Genomic DNA, 16,260 nt, shown 5'->3' on the forward strand with positions numbered 1-16,260 from the left:
TACCGGTATTCAACCCGCCGCGGCCATCAGGCAGACCCATTCCTCTTCCGCCAGCCGGTCCAGAACGGTAAAACCGTAGCGCCGCAACCGCTCCTCAACCAGTGAACTTCTGTCATCCAGAATACCGGAACAGACAAACCGCCCGGCCGGAGACAGAATTTTCCGGAGATATGGAATCAGCTCCGCCACGACCTCCGCCACGATGTTGGCGCAGACCAGATCAAAAGGGCCGTTCACCCCGTCCACCAGGTCGGCGCATAAAATTTTCGCCCGGTTACAATCCACGCGGTTCAAGGCCAGGTTGGCCCGGGCCGTCTCCACCGCCACCGGATCGTTATCGACTCCGCACACGGCGCCGGCTCCCAGCTTGAAAGCGGCGATCATCAGGATCCCCGATCCGGTGCCCACATCCAGCAACGTCATGCCTTGCCGCAGATACCGCTCCAGCATGACCAGGCACATGCGGGTGGTCGCGTGTGTGCCGGTTCCAAAGGCCATGCCGGGGTCGATCTCGATGACAATGTCCTCCGGACCGGCCGCGCTATCCCGGCAGGTCGGTTTGACGATCATATGCCGGCCGACTCTCAAGGGCTGAAAATGGGCTTTCCAGGAATCCGCCCAGTTTTCCTCATCAACCGGCCTGCAGGTCACCGTGAATCGGATATTCACACCGGCAGGCAGGTCGTCAATCATCGCCTGAAGCCGGGACCGGCTATCCTCCACCGACGCATCAGCGGGCAGATAACCGGTGACCGCGACAGCCGCCGAACCGTCCGACGCGGCCGCCGCCTCGTTGATCTCGACGCCATTCAGGCCCAGGCGGTAAAACAGGTCGGCAACAATTTCAATGATCGTGTCCCTGGAAGAAGCATCGGCGTTAAAACCGACGGTTACGGCGGTCCAGTTCATTTTCCTTCCTCTTTTTGAATTTTTTTTATTTTGGTTTATAATCAATCGCGTTTATAATTACAAACAGATCAATCCCTATAAGATAAAATATCCGGGAAAGGAAGTGCCTTATGGCCGATCTCTACTACCATGTATGGGTTACCGTCACCAGCCTGACCATCATCATCCTCGTTGCCGCCTATATCATTTACGACCGGATCGCCCTGTCCTACCAGTCGCTGGAAGCGGCGGAAAAAGCATCCCGCATGCAGCGGCTCAACAGTTCCACCATGATCATCCTCGGATTTCTGGCGTTCATCGGCAGCGGCTACTGGATTTTATTCATCCAGACCCACGAGATCTATATCACTAAAGAATTGCGGGGGTTCCACGACATCGCGCCGGGTATCATCATGGGGTCCATCGGCCTGATTGCGCTGGCAGCAGGGATCAGGAAGCGTTCCGCCGGAAATCAACGCTAAGCCGGGAACGCCTGACATGACTGACCCCATTCGGCGGATGTTTCGCCTGTCGTCCCTCCCGTTCCGGCTCTTCTTCATCATCATGGTCCTTCTACCGTCGGCCCCGACCCAGGCGGATCCCGCCGCCGATCGCGTCCAGGAGCTCTTCCGGCAGGGATGGGATTTTGAAAGCCGGATGCATCTGGACCTGACCAACCTGGACAGGGCCATGGCCGTTTACGAGGAAGCGATCTGCCTGGCTCCGGACAACGAAGAAGCCCGATGGCGCCTGGGCGAAGTAACGTTCAAAAAATCAGAGGAAGTCCGTGATCCGAAGGAACGGAAACAACTGGTTGAACGGACCATCGCGCTGGCCGAACAGGCGTTGGCCATGAACCCGAAATCCGTGGGCGGCATGTACTGGGCCGGGACCGCTTACGCCCGCCTGGCCGACATGTCGGGCATGCTTTCGGCGATAAAGCAGATCAGTCAGGCCAAAACCTATCTGCATCAGGCCATGGCCACCGATCCGGACCATCGGCTGTCGGTGCTGTCCGGCGTCATCCTGGCGCTGATCTATTCCCAGGCGCCCTGGCCGGTCAAGGATCAACCCAGGGCCATGGAACTGGCCCGCCGGGCGTACGAAAAAGACCCTGATCTCACCATCGCCAGCCTCTCCCTGGCCAAGGTCTATCTGGCCGAAGGCAAAACCGGTCCGGCCGTTGCCCTGCTTGAAAAATGCCTGGCCACGGAGCGCCCGACCTATATCTGGGACGCGGTGCTGTATGACTGGCCCGAGGCGAAAAAAATCCTGACCGGGATCCGGCCACAATAGTTTCATCCATCTGGTTCAACATATGCCGTACATCAAAGCGAATCTGAAAAAATACAGCCGGATGAAATAGGCCCTGGGAAGGCGCGTGGCCTTATTGGTAAGTGGTGGGCGCGGCTGGACTTGAACCGGCGGCCTCTACCGTGTCGGGGTAGCGCTCTAGCCAACTGAGCTACGCGCCCACTGCCAAGAAATGATGGGGCCTATATTGACCCAGCGCGGCGGCTGCTGTCAAGAGAAAACAGGCCCCGGATCATAAAAATCCCCCTATATCTTGTTCAACGCGTACTGACGGTTTCCCAGGCCGAGTTGCTGAGCGTAATCCAGTTGAATCTCCCAGTCGATATAGGGATAAAGGCCCTTGATCTTGTCCTCTCCCGCGTCCCGGTTGGTCTCCAGCCGCGACCCGGGCAGGGCCTGTTCCTTGTTGACCAGATCGACACAGGCCTGATCCAGGGCCACCGGATCGGTCGAGGCCAGCATGCCGATGTCCCGGACCACCGGCGCGTCATTGTAGGGAAAACAGTCACAGGCCGGGGCCACATCCGTGATGAAGTTGACGAACAGGGCCTTGTCTTTCTTGTCCTTAAGCACGCCATGGGTGTATTCGACCATGTTTTCCAGAAAGGTCGGCACCGACTGGTTCCATTCGATCTGGACCGCGCCGGCCGGGCAGACGACGATGCACTCCCCGCAGCCCACGCACTTTTCCGGATTGATGGCCGCTTTCTTCTCGGCCACGGCAATGGCCTCGGAAGCGCAGTGCTTCTCGCACTCCCCGCAGCCCACGCACTTTTTGGTCTTGACCGTCGGACAGACCGTGGAATGCTGGGCCAGCTTCCCCCGGCGGGAGGCGGAGCCCATGCCGGTATTTTTGATGGCGCCGCCGAATCCGGCCAGTTCATGGCCCTTGAAATGGGCCATGGAAATATAGGCGTCGGCCCGGGCAATCTCGGCGGCGATATAAACCTCCGTAAACCGCTTGCCGTCAATGGGAACCGCCACCTCGGTTTTCCCTTTCAGACCGTCGGCAATGATCAGAGGCGCGTTGACAACCGCGTAGGCAAACCCGTTGCGTATGGCGGTTTCCAGATGATGGGCGGCGTCGCTGCGGGTACCGGCGTATAAGGTGTTGGCGTCGGTGAGGAACGGAACGGCGCCCATCTCCTTCAGGTCATCGACCACCTTGCGCAGAAACACCGGACGAATATAGGCGGTGTTACCCAGTTCCCCGAAATGCAGCTTGACCGCCACCAGATCCCGGGGCGCGACCACCTCCTTGAGCCCGGCGGCCTGCATCAGCCGGCCGAGTTTGGTAATGAGGTTTTCCTTGTAGCTGGCCGAGAGATCGGTAAAATAGACGGGGCTTGCCATGACGGGTTCCTCCTTTGTGCGTTTTAAAAGGTTAATTTAAAGCGGTAGTTTATCAGCAGCGGAAAGTGGGGTCAAGGTGCTCAAGTGTTTAGGCGTTGATGGGTTCAGAGGTTGAGGCGTTTAGGTGGCTGCCTCACCCCTAAACAACTCAACCCCTCAACGACTAAACTCCTAAACAACCCAACAGCGCAGCCTCACGCCAACACCGCCGCAAACGCATTCCGGATCAGCTCCACCGTTTCGCCGTCCCCCTGAATCACCACCACGTCGAACCGGGCCTTGACGTCGCGCAGGCCGGATTGCTTCAGATAATACTGGGCCAGTCGCGTAATCCTGAATTGTTTGTTCCGGGTGATGCTGGATTTGCCGCTGCCGGCCCGGTCGGTCATGCGGGCCTTTACTTCAACGAAAACAATCGTCTCTTTGTCCCGGGCGATGATGTCGATTTCCCCCAGCCGGGTTCGATAGTTCCGCTGGATGATGGTGTAGCCCTGCTTCTTGAGAAAAGCGACGGCCCGGTCTTCGCTTTTGCGGCCGTAACGCTGGAATTGATTTAACATGCGGCCCTCCCTGGCCTGAATATGTTTTCAGGGTACCCTTTATACTTTAACGGTAAAACTGCGCCGGTGAATGGGCGTCCGGCCGTATTTCATCACCGCCTCCCGGTGAGCCCGGGTGGGATAGCCCTTGTGCGTCGCGAACCCGAACTCGGGATAGTCCAGACTGTATCGCTCCATCATCCGGTCCCGGGTAACTTTGGCGATGATCGAGGCCGCGGCGATGGAGATGCTGCGGCCGTCCCCGCCGACAATCGGTTCCTGACGGAGCGGCAGGGCGATACCGGTGTTGCCGTCGATCAGAAGGTAGTCCGGTTGCGGCCGAAGATTCCCGACCGCCATGGCCATGGACAGCCGCGTCGCCTGAAGAATATTGATGCGGTCGATTTCGACTGCGTCGACGATACCGATCCCGATGGTCACGGCATCCTGATAGATCTGCTCGTAAAGCAGCGCCCGTTTCCCGGGCGTCAATTTCTTGGAATCATCGATGAGAGGATTGGCGTAATCCGGGGGCAACACGACTGCCGCGGAAACCACCGGCCCGGCCAGTGGTCCCCGGCCGGCCTCGTCAATACCGGCGACAACGGAAAAACCCAGGCCGGCCGCTCTGGTTTCAAACTCTCTCATGAATGGCTGCCGATTTGCCGCGGCCTGTCAGATTCAGGCGGTACGTTCTTCCTGGATCTTGGCCGCCTTGCCCCTGAGATCACGGAAATAGTAAATGCGGGAACGACGGACGCGGCCCTTTTTCACCACTTCAACGCGGTCAATGGACGGGGTGTGCAGCGGGAAAATACGCTCCACCCCGATCCCGAAGGAGGTCTTGCGGACGGTAAAGGTGGCGTTGGTGGTGCCGTTGTGGCGTTTCAACACGACCCCTTCAAAAACCTGAATCCGCTCTTTTTCACCTTCTCTGATTTTCACATGAACACGGACCGTGTCCCCGCTGGTAAACTCGGGCATGTCAATCCGCAACTGCTCCTGTTCGATCTGTCTTACGACTTCCATCTCTGCCTCCAGAACATCATGACGTTATGTTGTAAATATAGAGTTATCTCTAAAAAATTTTTTTATCATATACCACATCCGACCAGCCTGTCCAGCATTATCGACACAGCCGAACGCACCGGCAGATGATTGTAATCACCCCGACCCCGGATGGGTTCCAGCACATAATCGGCCCCGGCCAGGACGGTTTCCGCCATTCCCCAGGCGGTTCCAAACACCAGCAGAATCCTTTTTTCCCTTAACAGTTCTTTGAGAAAAGAAAAACCGACCGCCTGTTCCCGGGGCCGGGCGCTGGTTGCCACCACCACCGGAAAGTCACCGGCGTTAAGCCGGATATCGTTCCGGACCTCGTCCAGGTCCGTTTTGACTGTCGCCAGCCGTAACGCCTCCGCGCGGCGCGGATTATAATCAGCGCCCTGCCCCTCTGTCCAGTAATTTATGATCCGCCGCGCCAGCCGGGCTTGATCCGCCAGCGGGGTGACGACATAAAAACGTTCCGCGCCGTACGTTCTGGACGCCCGGGCGATGTCGTGCAGGTCCAGGTTGGTAATCGCCGAAACAATGGTTTCTCCGCGCTTATTGAGAACCGGATGGTGCAGCAGGGCCACATACAGTTCAGATCCCGGCGATCGTTTCAAGTTCACGACACCATTTCCTTAAAATCTCCTTCTCCTTTTCATTGACCGGCTGAAGCTTCAGCAGGTCCGGGCGTTTCAAAAACGTCCGCTTCAGGGAGTCCTCGAGCCGCCACTGCTCGATGGCGGCGTGATTGCCGGACAGCAGAATCTCCGGGACCTCCCGGCCTTCAAACACGGCCGGACGGGTAAACTGGCCGTGTTCCAGGCGGCCGTTGCCGAAGGTATCCTTTTCAGCCGACTGCTCCCCGCCGAGGGCTCCCGGGATCAGCCGCGTGACCGCGTCGACCACGATCATGGCCGCCACTTCGCCGCCGGTCAGCACATAATCGCCGATGGACATCTCCTCATCGATCAGTTCCCGGCAGACGCGCTCGTCCACGCCCTCATATCGTCCGCAGACCAGGATCAGATCGCGTCCGGACCGGGCCAGATCCTCCGCGGTTTTCTGGGAAAACAGGCGGCCCTGGGGTGTCAGCAGGATGACCGCCGCTCCCGGGCGCCGTTCTCTGGCGCAGCGGATGGCGGCCGCCAGGGGCTCCGGTTTCATCACCATGCCGTTGCCGCCGCCGTAGGGCCGGTCGTCCACCACCCGGTGTCGGCCTTCGGCAAAATCGCGAATATCCAGAGAGCCGCCGGAAATAATTCCCGCCTCAGCGGCCCTGCGGACGATACCGTGGGCGAAAAAGGCGCCCATCATTTCCGGAAAAATCGTTAGAATGCAAAAATCCATCCGCGACGCTCTTATCCCGTCATTTCCGGCAGCGTTACCCGCATGATACCGGCGGAAAGGTCGATCTCCCTGACCACGGACCGGATCGCCGGAAGAAGGATCTCCTCCGCGGTCTCGGGATTGTATATTACATAGACATCATTGCTGCCCGTGGGCATGATCTCCCGGACACGACCGACGAAAACATTTTCCAGCGTGAACACGGACAGCCCGATGATGTCGACCCAGTAGTAAGTTCCTTCGCCCGGATCGGGCAGGCCTGAACGCAAAATAACCAGTTCGCCGCCGATTTCCTCTTCCGCCTGGCTGCGACTGGTTATTTCCTCGCAGGACAACAGGAATCCGCGTCCATGAGGCCGCCATCCTGTTACCGTTACCGCTCTTTCGTTCTTCGTATCGGTTTGTCTTCTGATAATCAGACAGGACCCGATAGATATGTCCGACAGGTCGTCCGCGTAGGGATGAATTTTGAGGTTACCGCAAAGACCGTGAACGCCGCTGATCTTTCCGATGGAAAGATACCTGTCTGTGGCCATGATGAAAAACTATTCGACGATTTCCAGAACCGTCCGCTTCTGCAGCTTGGCTGACGCCGCGCTCAGGATGGTTCGCATGGCGCGGGCGGTGCGTCCCTGTTTGCCGATAATCTTGCCCAGATCTTCCTTGGCCACTTTCAGTTCCAGAACCGCCGTCTGGCTGCCATCGATGGCCGTAACCGACACCTGGTCGGGGTTGTCTACCAGCGCCTTGGCAATGTACTCGATCAGATCCTTCATAGCCCCATCTCCTTTACCGCCAATTGAAGTTGACATTCAAAGAATCGGTATCCCCACATCGATAACCTGCCACTATCCACGCTTGGTATTATACCCCATGATACGGTAAAATGTCAAAAAGCGGCGTCCACTTCCGGCGATTACGCCAGAGACACGCCTTCTTTGCGCAACAGGCTTTTAACGGTATCCGAAGGCAGAGCGCCCTGCCCCAGCCAGTACTCCACCCGTTCCTTTTTCACCGAAATTTCAGCGGGATCTTTCAGGGGGTTGTAAGTGCCCACCTTCTCCAGGAAACGACCGTCCCGGCTGAACCGTTCATCCGCCACAACGATCCGGAAAAAGGGTCTTTTCTTTCTGCCATGTCTTGCCAGTCTGATTTTTACAGCCATTGTCTTTTCTCCTTAAAACGGCATCATGCCGCGGCCCAGGCCGCGCAGACCGCCTTTATTGATTTTCTTTACCATTTTCATTACCTGCGTATAATTCTTGAGCAACCGATTAATATCCTGAACCGTTGTGCCGCTTCCCTGGGCGATCCGCTTCCGCCGGCTGCCATTGATAAGGGAGTGTTTCCGGCGTTCCTCCGGGGTCATGGAGTTAATGATTGCTTCAATTTTTACCAGTTCCCGCTCATCCACCTCGGCATTGGAAAGCTGCTTGACCTTTCCCATGCCGGGAATCATTTTCAGTATCTCCCCGATGGAGCCCATCTTCCGGATCTGGGTCATCTGGTTGCGGAAATCCTCCAGCGTAAACTCGTTCTGCGCCAGCTTTTTCTCGAGTTCCGCCGCCTGCTTCTCGTCAACTACCTGCTGCGCCTTCTCGATCAGGGAAAGCACGTCTCCCATGCCGAGGATGCTGGCCGCCACCCGATCGGGATGAAAGGGTTCCAGGGCGTTGACCTTTTCACCGACACCGACAAATTTGATCGGCTTGCCGGTAACCGACTTGATGGACAAGGCCGCCCCGCCCCGGGCGTCACCGTCCATCTTGGTCAGAATGACGCCGCCGATATCAAGCTGCTCGTTAAAGGACTGGGCGATATTGACCGCGTCCTGACCGGTCATGGCGTCGGCCACCAGCAGGATCTCGGCCGGCAACAGGGCCGCCTTGATGTCCGCCAGTTCCCGCATCAGATCGGCATCAACATGAAGCCGGCCGGCGGTATCCAGCAGCACCGTATCGCATCCCGCCTGATGGGCCGCCACCCGCGCTTTTTTGCAGATGTCGACCGGGTTCATGTCGGCGGAGGACGGAAACACGGGCACATCGATCTGCTTTCCCAGTTTAATCAGCTGATCGATGGCGGCCGGACGGGATACGTCCGCCGGCGCCAGATAGGGTTTCCGCCGGTTGCCCCGTAAATAGACGGCCAGTTTGGCGGCGGTGGTCGTCTTGCCCGAGCCCTGCAGCCCCACCAGCATGATCGATACCGGTATCTGACCGTCAAGCGACAACTCCTGACGGGTGCCGCCCAGCAGCCGGGCCAGTTCCTCGTTGACGATTTTGACCACCTGCTGCCCGGGGGTCAGGCTGTCCAGAATATCGCTGCCCAGGGCGCGCTGCTTCACGTCCGCGATAAACGTTTTGACCACCCGGTAATGGACATCCGCCTCCAGCAGCGCCAGCCGGATCTCCTTCAACCCGTCATCGATATGCCGTTCAGTAAGTTTTCCCTGCCCTTTCAGCTTCTTAAAGACCGCGTCCAGCCGGGAGGATAAACTTTCAAACATCCGGGGTCCTCATCCCACTTTCTTCATAAAAATTTTGTAAATTAAAACATTTACAAAATCAAGTCAAGCAAATAATATCACTTGCTTACTTTTGGGGGATTATTTATTACAAAAACATGGAACATGCAAGCAAAAGCAACAACATCGCCCGGTCTTCAACAGCAACGGACACCCGGGTCGACATCAGGGACTTCTCCAAAGAAGAGCTGGTCGCCTGGTTGAGTGATCATGACATTGCCCCTTATCGGGCCGATCAGATTTTCAAATGGATCTATCAGCATCAGGCGGACGACTTTTCCGCCATGACCAATATCTCAAAGCCGATCAGAGAACTGCTGGACCGACACTTTACCATCAGCCGCCTGGCGATCGCAAAAGCCCAAGTCTCCGCCGACGGCACCCGTAAGTATCTGTTTACCCTGGCCGCCGGCAATCATATTGAAAGCGTCCTGATCCCGGAAGACGGTCACGACACCCTCTGCATCTCCACTCAGGTGGGTTGCGCCCAGGGTTGCCGGTTCTGTCTCACCGCCGCCAGCGGCTTTACCCGGAACCTGACGCCGGGAGAGATCACCGGCCAGATCCTGGAGGTCGGCCGCACCCTGGATAAGGCCCGCCGGCTGACCAACATCGTGCTGATGGGCATGGGTGAGCCCCTGGCCAACTTCGGGGCGGTGCTGACGGCCCTGAAAATCATCACGGACGGAGACGACGGCATGAAGTTTTCCACCCGGCGGGTGACCCTTTCCACGTCGGGCATCGTGCCGAAAATCGCGCTGCTAGGCCGGGAAACAAAAATCAATCTGGCCGTCTCCCTCAACGCCACCGACAACCGCACCCGGGACTTTCTCATGCCGGTCAACAAAACATATCCCATCGAATCGCTGCTGGCGGCCTGCGCCGCCTATCCCCTCTCCCACCGGCAGAAAATAACCGTTGAATACATTCTCATCAAAGGCGTCAATGACAGCGAGGCTGACGTGGCGCGGCTGATCCGTCTGCTCCGGCCCCTGAAGGCGAAAATCAACCTGATTCCGTTTAATGAGCACCGGCAGAGCTCCTTCAAGCGCCCGGACGACTCCGTCATTGACCGGTTCAAGCAGGCATTGCATGACCACCATTACACCGTCATGACCCGCCTGAGCAAAGGCGCCGATATCTCCGCGGCCTGCGGCCAGCTTTCCGCCGATATCGGGCAGTATGGATCGTGACATTGTCACAGGAAGAACAAATGGAACACGAGGAGATAGAGGTCAAATATCATGTGGACGACCCGCCCGGCCTGCGTCAGCGGCTTGCCGCAGCGGGCGCCGTGTCATCCGGACGGGTGTTTGAAAAAAATATCCGCTTTGAAGACGCGGGAAACAGCCTGATCAGACAAAAAGCCCTGCTGCGGCTTCGACAGGACAATCGGAATGTGTTGACCTTCAAGCAGGCCCTTGATAAGGGCGATAATCAGTTTAAAATATACCGGGAAATCGAGACCGAGGTCGGCGATTTTGAGGCCACCGGCCGCATCCTGGAGTCCCTGGGCTATTTTCCCTGTCAGGTTTATGAAAAGTACCGGGAGACATTCCTGGTGCCCGGAGCGGTGATCTGCCTGGACACCATGCCCTACGGCGATTTTTTGGAAATAGAAGCGGACAAGGGCCTTATCCGGGAACTGACCGACCGGCTGGGCCTTGACTGGAACAAGAGAATTCTGGCCACGTATCTGGGCCTTTTCGAGCATGTCCGGAAGGCGGCTTGCCTGCCGTTTACCGACCTGACCTTCGACAACTTCCGGAATGTCCGGTTTGACTTTACGGCCATCTGGAAACGCTTTGAACAGGGCGAGGGATAGGGCGCGGTGGCGCCTGCATCTTCTTACATTCTCCCGGACACCCGCCCCGGATAAGGTAACGGTCAACTTTATTCTGGATTACCCGGTCAAGCCAGGCCACCCATCAGCTTGATCAATCATTAATAATTTAGTATGGTGTCTCCAGAAATCGCAAAGGTGTCGACAAACAATAAATCAAGGTGATTTATGGAAAAATTTATCAACATCCACGTTGAGAGGTTACCGGAAGGTGTTTATCTGGCAACATCGGATGATGTATCCGGATTGGTGGCCCAAGGCCGGACGGCAACCGAAGCATTAGAGATCGCGCGGGATGTGGCCCGCAAACTGCTTGAGGCAAAAACAGAGAGAAGCGGCCATATTAATCTTTCTGAAATTGGCGATTCATTTGATTACCCGCTGATTGTGAACGCATAACATGGGACGATTATCCGGTTTCGATACCGAGAGATCACTAAACGATTGAAGGCACATGGATTTTTATTCGATCGCCAGGCCGCGGGAAGCCATGAGATTTGGTATAATCAGCAGACTGATCGATATACCACCGTTCCCAATCATCCGGGAGAGATGCCCGAAGGCACGTTACGAGCGATCTTAAAACAAGCCGGGATTACGCCTGAAGCATTCCTGAATAAAACATAAGGTCGGTCTCCGTGCTCGGGCTACGCCCTGCGGGCGAAGTTTACCCCGCTGCATAGCGGGGTTGCCTGCGCGCGGAGCCCGGCTGATTCTTTTATCTATTCCCACCACCCACCGCCCCCAAAAACGCGGTTAGGAAAAATCTTAAACGCTGATGGCTGTTTTGCCCTCAAATGTAAAAATATAAAGGGCGTCCCCAAATCGTGGCCCGTATAGTTCAGGGGCAGGTTAACGCATCCCTTGTGGAGCAGCACTCATAATCCATTTACCAATTCCTGGCAATCTTGCAGGTTGATCCGACCCCTTTCCGTAAAGGCCATTTCCTCGATATTCATAAAATTTATCAGTGACGTATAATTCGTTTATTTCCTTTTCATGAACGGATGCTAAATATTGAAACTCTTTGTCGCCTGTTTTAATGGTGATTGTGCATTCAAATATTGAGCCGCTATGACCTGAGATAGGAGTCAAATCGGCCTTTCTAAGGGCTTTTTTGAACTCGTCAATACAACCAACAGAATCAATAAGTAATTTAAAATTTTCCCCGCTAAATTGATATGGTGAGATAATGACATAATCGATATGGGATTCTGCCAATTGTCTCAATTCAAGAAGCAATATACAGGCTTTGTTCTCAGGATTTTCAGCATCCCTATAATTAAGGCTATAAATGGTTAAAACGATAGAAATCGCAAATATTGCAAATAGGATATAACGTGGAATTTCTTTCATTTTCGGACTCACATTCTACTTGCAACCACACGGTTCGATATCTTGGTCTATCAACTCATATAAACACCATGTAGCTTTTACCAGAAAACCAAGCCCTGGTCCTGCGCCGCCTTCATTTACACCAGACAGTTGGCCATCATCTGAAATACCGAAATCAATCCCTACTCCAATATCGCCAAGGGCTATTCCGACTTCATAAAACCATCCCTTATATTTATCTGGATCACAATTCTTTCCGCTCATACCAGTTACAATCCCGCCCGAACCTGACACCCCAACTGCAAGGCCAACACACGACTTTTTATATAGAAATGTTCTTCGATTCCCTTTTTCATCACAACACTGAACCCTTGTAAGGCCAACCCCAAAAATACAATGTGATTCGACACCAATGAAAGAAGGAAGTGATCCCCAAGTTAATCCTGTTTGATCAAATTTATTTAATGGGTTTGAAAGTACGTATAAAAAATAATTTATTCCACTCCTAATCCCCACCGGATCCGTCCTCAAATACCTCCCCGTCCCCGGTTCATAGTACCGCCAGAAATTATAATGCAGTCCGGTCTCGGCATCAAAGTATTGGCCTGGGAACCGCAGGTTATTTTCAACCGTGGCTCCGGCCTCAACGACAGCCTTTCCTTTTCTCTACTTATGCCAGGGGAATTCTTGAGCCTTGAAAAATTTGCTGTTGGCAGAATCCCAAATATACTGCTGTATAATATTTGGGGTTTTTGATTTAATAATTATCATCGGATTTTTTTCGCTATTGATCTCTATTTCTGTCCCACCATATTCAAAAACTTTTATAATTTTCTGATTTATTATTTTAACCACAGAAACGTATTGTAATTGCCCAGAGTTAAATCTGAAAACCAAATCGTGATGCATATTTGAAGTCAGTTTTGCAGCAAAAACATTTACGACGTTGCCTTTGATAGCAATATCACCAACTAAAGTATATGATCCATTACCAGACAAATAGATATCGGCAACCATATCATTGGGGTCATAATCGATATCCCTATAGGCAATTATATATGTTTGTTCATCAATAACCCACCGACTGTATGTATGATAAGATGGTTTATGGTCGATCTGTAAATTGTCAATTCTGTTTGGATCTCGTACTACCCAAATTTTGTTACAAGAAGGAGCGTGGTAAGATTCCGTTGTTCGATCATCGCAAAAATCTGATTTCACAACCGATGGCGCTGCAATAAACAATATTATTATAGTCAGACATGTCATTTTTGATCGCATGGGCAATCTCCTACAAGGTCATCCGCTTCAAGACCTTTTTCAATTCCTTTATTTTTAAGGCAATTATCAATTTTTTCTATGTAGTTTTTTGTTTCTGCTATATCGGGTACGCCGTCTGCGTCATTAACTCTTGGGTAGCCTGCATTATAAGCAGCCAAAGCATTTGTTGCGTTATCACAAAAAGATAGCAATAAATTAAAAAGTTTAACTCCTGATGCATCATCAGTCATTTTTGAATCATATAGTCCCTGTCTTTTAAGCTCGTCAATGCCTGCTTGGGTTATTTGCATCAAACCTTTCGCACCTTTATTTGACACAGCATTGGGATCTCCTCCAGATTCAACCTGAACAATGCAATCAATCAGGGTATCTCTTGCACATTTCGTAATGGGTGTTGGAAGATTGCTGTACGGTCCTATTTTTGGAATGTTGCACTTGGCAAGTCCCCTTGGATCTATCAAATTTAGCGGTCTTCCTGCGACATATGCATACAAATTAATTCCGCCACCCAAACCAATCGGGTCCTTTCTCAGATACCTCCCTGTCCCCGGCTCATAATACCGCCACAGATTGTAGTGCAGGCCGGTCTCTTCATCGTAGTATTGGCCCGGATATATTCTGATGCGAGTCCCCCATAAAGACCTCTTTTTTACCCCCCTTGTTTTGTTGCCCCCCGATAGAACTCATTTGCAAGAGTATGACAATCCGCCTTTCAAATCAAACTGATTGTGGCAGTTAAAAAAGAAATTCGTTTTCTTTTTAATCGCCGGATGACGGCAGAGTGCTGGTATTCCTGCGCTGGTGGACGGCTATCCGCCGGCCGCTATTTCCGAGGGATGATACTTGCTGTGGATCTCTTTTAAATCGTTGATGGTGACCCGGGTGTAAAGCTGGGTGGATTCTAACGACTCGTGGCCGAGCATCTCCTGCAGGTGCCGGATCGGCGCGCCGTTCTTTAACATATGGGTGGCGCAGGTGTGCCGGAACGTGTGGGTGGAGATGTTTTTCTTGATGCCCGCCAGGCGGGCGCAGCGCTTGACCACGGCCCAGACGCCGTTGGGGTCCATCTTCTCTCCCCAGCGGTTTAAGATCAGATGGCCGGCGTCCCGGCCGCTTATCCAGGCGGGCCGGACCATCATGATGTAATTTTCCGTCAGGCCGCATACCCGGCGGCTCATGGGCACGACCCGGTCTTTATCGCCCTTGCCGTGAACCAGGACATAACCGGATTTAAGATCAAGATCAACCAGCCGCAGCCCGGCCAGTTCCGAACGCCTGATGGCCGTATCATAAAGAATCTCAAGGACGATCCGGTCCCGGTAACCCCGGTTGGTGCGCGTGTCCGGCGCGGCCATGAGATTTTTGATGTCAACGGCGCTTAAGATGACCTTGGGCAGGCGTCGGGGTTTTTTAGGCAGTTGAAGGGCCTCTCCGGGATCATGAACAAGATAGTCGCGTTCTTTTAAAAACCGGGTAAAGCCTTTGGCCGTGCCCAGCATCTGCGCCTGGGTCCGCGGGGACAGAAGCCGGCCGGCAACGGTGTGCCGGCAGCTGAGTTCCTGCTGGTATTCGTACAGGATGTCAGAAGTCAGCGCCTCAAGGGTTACGGCCTGCTCCTGCGCCAGGAACCCGGCCAAATCGTTCAGCCCGTATTTAGCCCCCCGGATGGTGTAATAAGACCGGCTCAGGGTCTTTAAATGGTTTAGATATACCGGTATAAGCTCGGCGATGATCATGGTTGCTCCTGATTCGGATGAGTCCGGTCATGGGTCAGCTTGACCTCCCGCGGCATGATTTTGGTATAGCCTTGGGTGGTCTTGAGGCTCCTGTGGCCGAGCAGCTCCTGGATATGGCGGATGTCGGCCCCGTTCTGCAAAAGATGAGTGGCGCAGGTCCGGCGCCAGGTGTGCGGGGAGACGCTGGTCTTGATGCCGGCCTGATCGCGATACTTGAGCAGCAGACCTCGGACGCTTGCCGGCGTCATGGCTTGGCCGGTATTGAGCAAAAAGAGCCGTCTTTCTTTCGGGTTCTTTTTGGCGTAATAGGGCCTGATCTTTTCTAAATACTCTCTGACCCAGGCAGCGGCTGTCTTGCCCAGGGGCACGACCCTCTGCCGGCTGCCCTTGCCGCGGCGGATGTACAGCACGCCTTCTTTTAAATCCACATGATAAATCTCAAGACACAACAGCTCGTTTAACCGGATGCCGGTGGCGTAAAGCACTTCCATGACGGCCCGGTCCCGGATATGGGTTTTTAAAGAGAGGTTGGGCTGGGCCAGGAGCTTTTTTACCTGGGCCATGGTCAGCACCGGCCCGATGTTCCGGTTTCTGCGGCAGGTCTCCACAATGCCATCGGAGGGATTAACAAGAAGCTGATGGCCGGCCTCCAGATACTCAAACAGCCGCTTGACGGCCCGTATCTTCAAGGCTTTGGTCTCCATGGCCACGGCCCGGGCCATGACGCAGGATTGATAGTCAAGCACCACCGGCCGGGTCACGGCCCGGAGATCAGATATCTTTTGCCCGGCCAGCCAGGCCGCGAACTGGTCCAGGCTTTTTCTGTAGCTCTCGATGGTGGCTGGAGCATAGCCTTTTGCTTTTAACTGCTGCTTGAACTCGGCTATAGTTACGACGACCTCCATTGATACCCCCTCTCTCCCCCCGCTGTTTCTTGCTCCACAACCTCGTAGTTGTTCGGGTTATGGTTTGACATCAAAGGTTTAAGTGTCATTTTGGCAACCCTCGTTGTTCCCTCGTAGTCCCTTGATTTACCCTCGTAGTTGC

General features: G+C 54.3%; 21 protein-coding genes, 1 tRNA gene and 2 pseudogenes. 6 read left to right on the forward strand and 18 right to left on the reverse strand.

What is annotated here, in order from left to right:
• Positions 1–9: 9 nt before the first annotated feature.
• Positions 10–909, reverse strand: a complete 900-nt coding sequence (prmA, locus tag AB1724_14610) for a 50S ribosomal protein L11 methyltransferase (GenBank protein ID MEW6079043.1) — start codon at positions 907–909, stop codon at positions 10–12.
• 110 nt (positions 910–1,019) lie between these two features.
• On the opposite strand from prmA, the gene AB1724_14615 reads away from it, so the two are divergent.
• Positions 1,020–1,370: a hypothetical protein gene (locus AB1724_14615; protein MEW6079044.1), complete on the forward strand. Its 351-nt coding sequence runs from the start codon at positions 1,020–1,022 to the stop codon at positions 1,368–1,370.
• 16 nt (positions 1,371–1,386) lie between these two features.
• The gene (locus AB1724_14620) at positions 1,387–2,184 is read left to right on the forward strand and encodes a hypothetical protein (GenBank protein MEW6079045.1); all 798 of its coding nucleotides are present in this window, start codon (positions 1,387–1,389) and stop codon (positions 2,182–2,184) included.
• 102 nt (positions 2,185–2,286) lie between these two features.
• Here the strand turns inward: AB1724_14620 and AB1724_14625 are convergent.
• The 11 genes and pseudogenes from AB1724_14625 to ffh all read right to left on the reverse strand — a co-directional run bounded on the left by AB1724_14625 (position 2,287) and on the right by ffh (position 9,000).
• Positions 2,287–2,363, reverse strand: a tRNA-Val gene (locus tag AB1724_14625).
• A gap of 85 nt (positions 2,364–2,448) precedes the next feature.
• A complete protein-coding gene (locus AB1724_14630; protein MEW6079046.1) occupies positions 2,449–3,555 on the reverse strand; it encodes a DUF362 domain-containing protein in 1,107 nt (368 codons plus the stop codon).
• Positions 3,556–3,749: 194 nt separating this feature from the next.
• Complete coding sequence (locus tag AB1724_14635; GenBank protein ID MEW6079047.1) at positions 3,750–4,115, reverse strand: YraN family protein; 366 nt, start codon at positions 4,113–4,115, stop codon at positions 3,750–3,752.
• 39 nt (positions 4,116–4,154) lie between these two features.
• Positions 4,155–4,751 (reverse strand): annotated as a pseudogene (locus AB1724_14640) (ribonuclease HII).
• Between the two features lie 24 nt (positions 4,752–4,775).
• Positions 4,776–5,123: a 50S ribosomal protein L19 gene (rplS, locus tag AB1724_14645; GenBank protein ID MEW6079048.1), complete on the reverse strand. Its 348-nt coding sequence runs from the start codon at positions 5,121–5,123 to the stop codon at positions 4,776–4,778.
• 65 nt (positions 5,124–5,188) lie between these two features.
• Complete coding sequence (locus AB1724_14650) at positions 5,189–5,767, reverse strand: RNA methyltransferase (GenBank protein ID MEW6079049.1); 579 nt, start codon at positions 5,765–5,767, stop codon at positions 5,189–5,191.
• Positions 5,739–6,491, reverse strand: coding sequence for a tRNA (guanosine(37)-N1)-methyltransferase TrmD (trmD, locus tag AB1724_14655; GenBank protein ID MEW6079050.1), 753 nt, complete (start codon positions 6,489–6,491; stop codon positions 5,739–5,741). The genes AB1724_14650 and trmD overlap by 29 nt, the downstream gene beginning before the upstream one ends.
• 11 nt (positions 6,492–6,502) lie before the next feature.
• Positions 6,503–7,027 carry a ribosome maturation factor RimM gene (gene rimM, locus AB1724_14660; GenBank protein MEW6079051.1) on the reverse strand — a complete coding sequence of 175 codons (525 nt, stop codon included), beginning with the start codon at positions 7,025–7,027 and terminating at the stop codon, positions 6,503–6,505.
• A gap of 9 nt (positions 7,028–7,036) precedes the next feature.
• A complete protein-coding gene (locus AB1724_14665) occupies positions 7,037–7,267 on the reverse strand; it encodes a KH domain-containing protein (protein MEW6079052.1) in 231 nt (76 codons plus the stop codon).
• Between the two features lie 140 nt (positions 7,268–7,407).
• Complete coding sequence (gene rpsP, locus AB1724_14670; GenBank protein ID MEW6079053.1) at positions 7,408–7,656, reverse strand: 30S ribosomal protein S16; 249 nt, start codon at positions 7,654–7,656, stop codon at positions 7,408–7,410.
• 12 nt (positions 7,657–7,668) lie between these two features.
• Entirely contained in the window at positions 7,669–9,000 is a 1,332-nt protein-coding gene (gene ffh, locus AB1724_14675; GenBank protein MEW6079054.1) for a signal recognition particle protein, read from the reverse strand.
• 116 nt (positions 9,001–9,116) lie between these two features.
• Here ffh and rlmN point away from each other — a divergent pair, with 116 nt between their 5' ends.
• From rlmN to AB1724_14695, 4 genes are all read left to right on the forward strand, one after another.
• Positions 9,117–10,211 carry a 23S rRNA (adenine(2503)-C(2))-methyltransferase RlmN gene (gene rlmN / locus AB1724_14680; protein ID MEW6079055.1) on the forward strand — a complete coding sequence of 365 codons (1,095 nt, stop codon included), beginning with the start codon at positions 9,117–9,119 and terminating at the stop codon, positions 10,209–10,211.
• Positions 10,212–10,231: 20 nt separating this feature from the next.
• On the forward strand, positions 10,232–10,843 hold the full coding sequence (locus tag AB1724_14685; protein MEW6079056.1) for a class IV adenylate cyclase: 612 nt from the start codon (positions 10,232–10,234) through the stop codon (positions 10,841–10,843).
• Between the two features lie 186 nt (positions 10,844–11,029).
• Complete coding sequence (locus tag AB1724_14690) at positions 11,030–11,260, forward strand: DUF1902 domain-containing protein (GenBank protein ID MEW6079057.1); 231 nt, start codon at positions 11,030–11,032, stop codon at positions 11,258–11,260.
• A gap of 9 nt (positions 11,261–11,269) precedes the next feature.
• Positions 11,270–11,488, forward strand: coding sequence for a type II toxin-antitoxin system HicA family toxin (locus AB1724_14695; GenBank protein MEW6079058.1), 219 nt, complete (start codon positions 11,270–11,272; stop codon positions 11,486–11,488).
• Between the two features lie 225 nt (positions 11,489–11,713).
• Here AB1724_14695 and AB1724_14700 read toward each other — a convergent pair whose 3' ends face one another.
• From AB1724_14700 to AB1724_14725, 6 genes and pseudogenes are all read right to left on the reverse strand, one after another.
• Positions 11,714–12,217: a hypothetical protein gene (locus AB1724_14700; GenBank protein ID MEW6079059.1), complete on the reverse strand. Its 504-nt coding sequence runs from the start codon at positions 12,215–12,217 to the stop codon at positions 11,714–11,716.
• Positions 12,218–12,232: 15 nt separating this feature from the next.
• Positions 12,233–12,820 (reverse strand): annotated as a pseudogene (locus tag AB1724_14705) (RHS repeat-associated core domain-containing protein).
• Between the two features lie 42 nt (positions 12,821–12,862).
• Entirely contained in the window at positions 12,863–13,477 is a 615-nt protein-coding gene (locus AB1724_14710; protein MEW6079060.1) for a hypothetical protein, read from the reverse strand.
• On the reverse strand, positions 13,462–14,100 hold the full coding sequence (locus AB1724_14715; GenBank protein MEW6079061.1) for an RHS repeat-associated core domain-containing protein: 639 nt from the start codon (positions 14,098–14,100) through the stop codon (positions 13,462–13,464). The genes AB1724_14710 and AB1724_14715 overlap by 16 nt, the downstream gene beginning before the upstream one ends.
• A gap of 186 nt (positions 14,101–14,286) precedes the next feature.
• A complete protein-coding gene (locus AB1724_14720; GenBank protein ID MEW6079062.1) occupies positions 14,287–15,213 on the reverse strand; it encodes a tyrosine-type recombinase/integrase in 927 nt (308 codons plus the stop codon).
• Complete coding sequence (locus AB1724_14725) at positions 15,210–16,118, reverse strand: tyrosine-type recombinase/integrase (protein ID MEW6079063.1); 909 nt, start codon at positions 16,116–16,118, stop codon at positions 15,210–15,212. Before AB1724_14725 ends, AB1724_14720 begins: the two co-directional genes overlap by 4 nt.
• Positions 16,119–16,260: the final 142 nt, after the last annotated feature.

The organism is Thermodesulfobacteriota bacterium, from assembly GCA_040753795.1.
GTDB lineage: Bacteria > Desulfobacterota > Desulfobacteria > Desulfobacterales > Desulfosudaceae > JBFMDX01.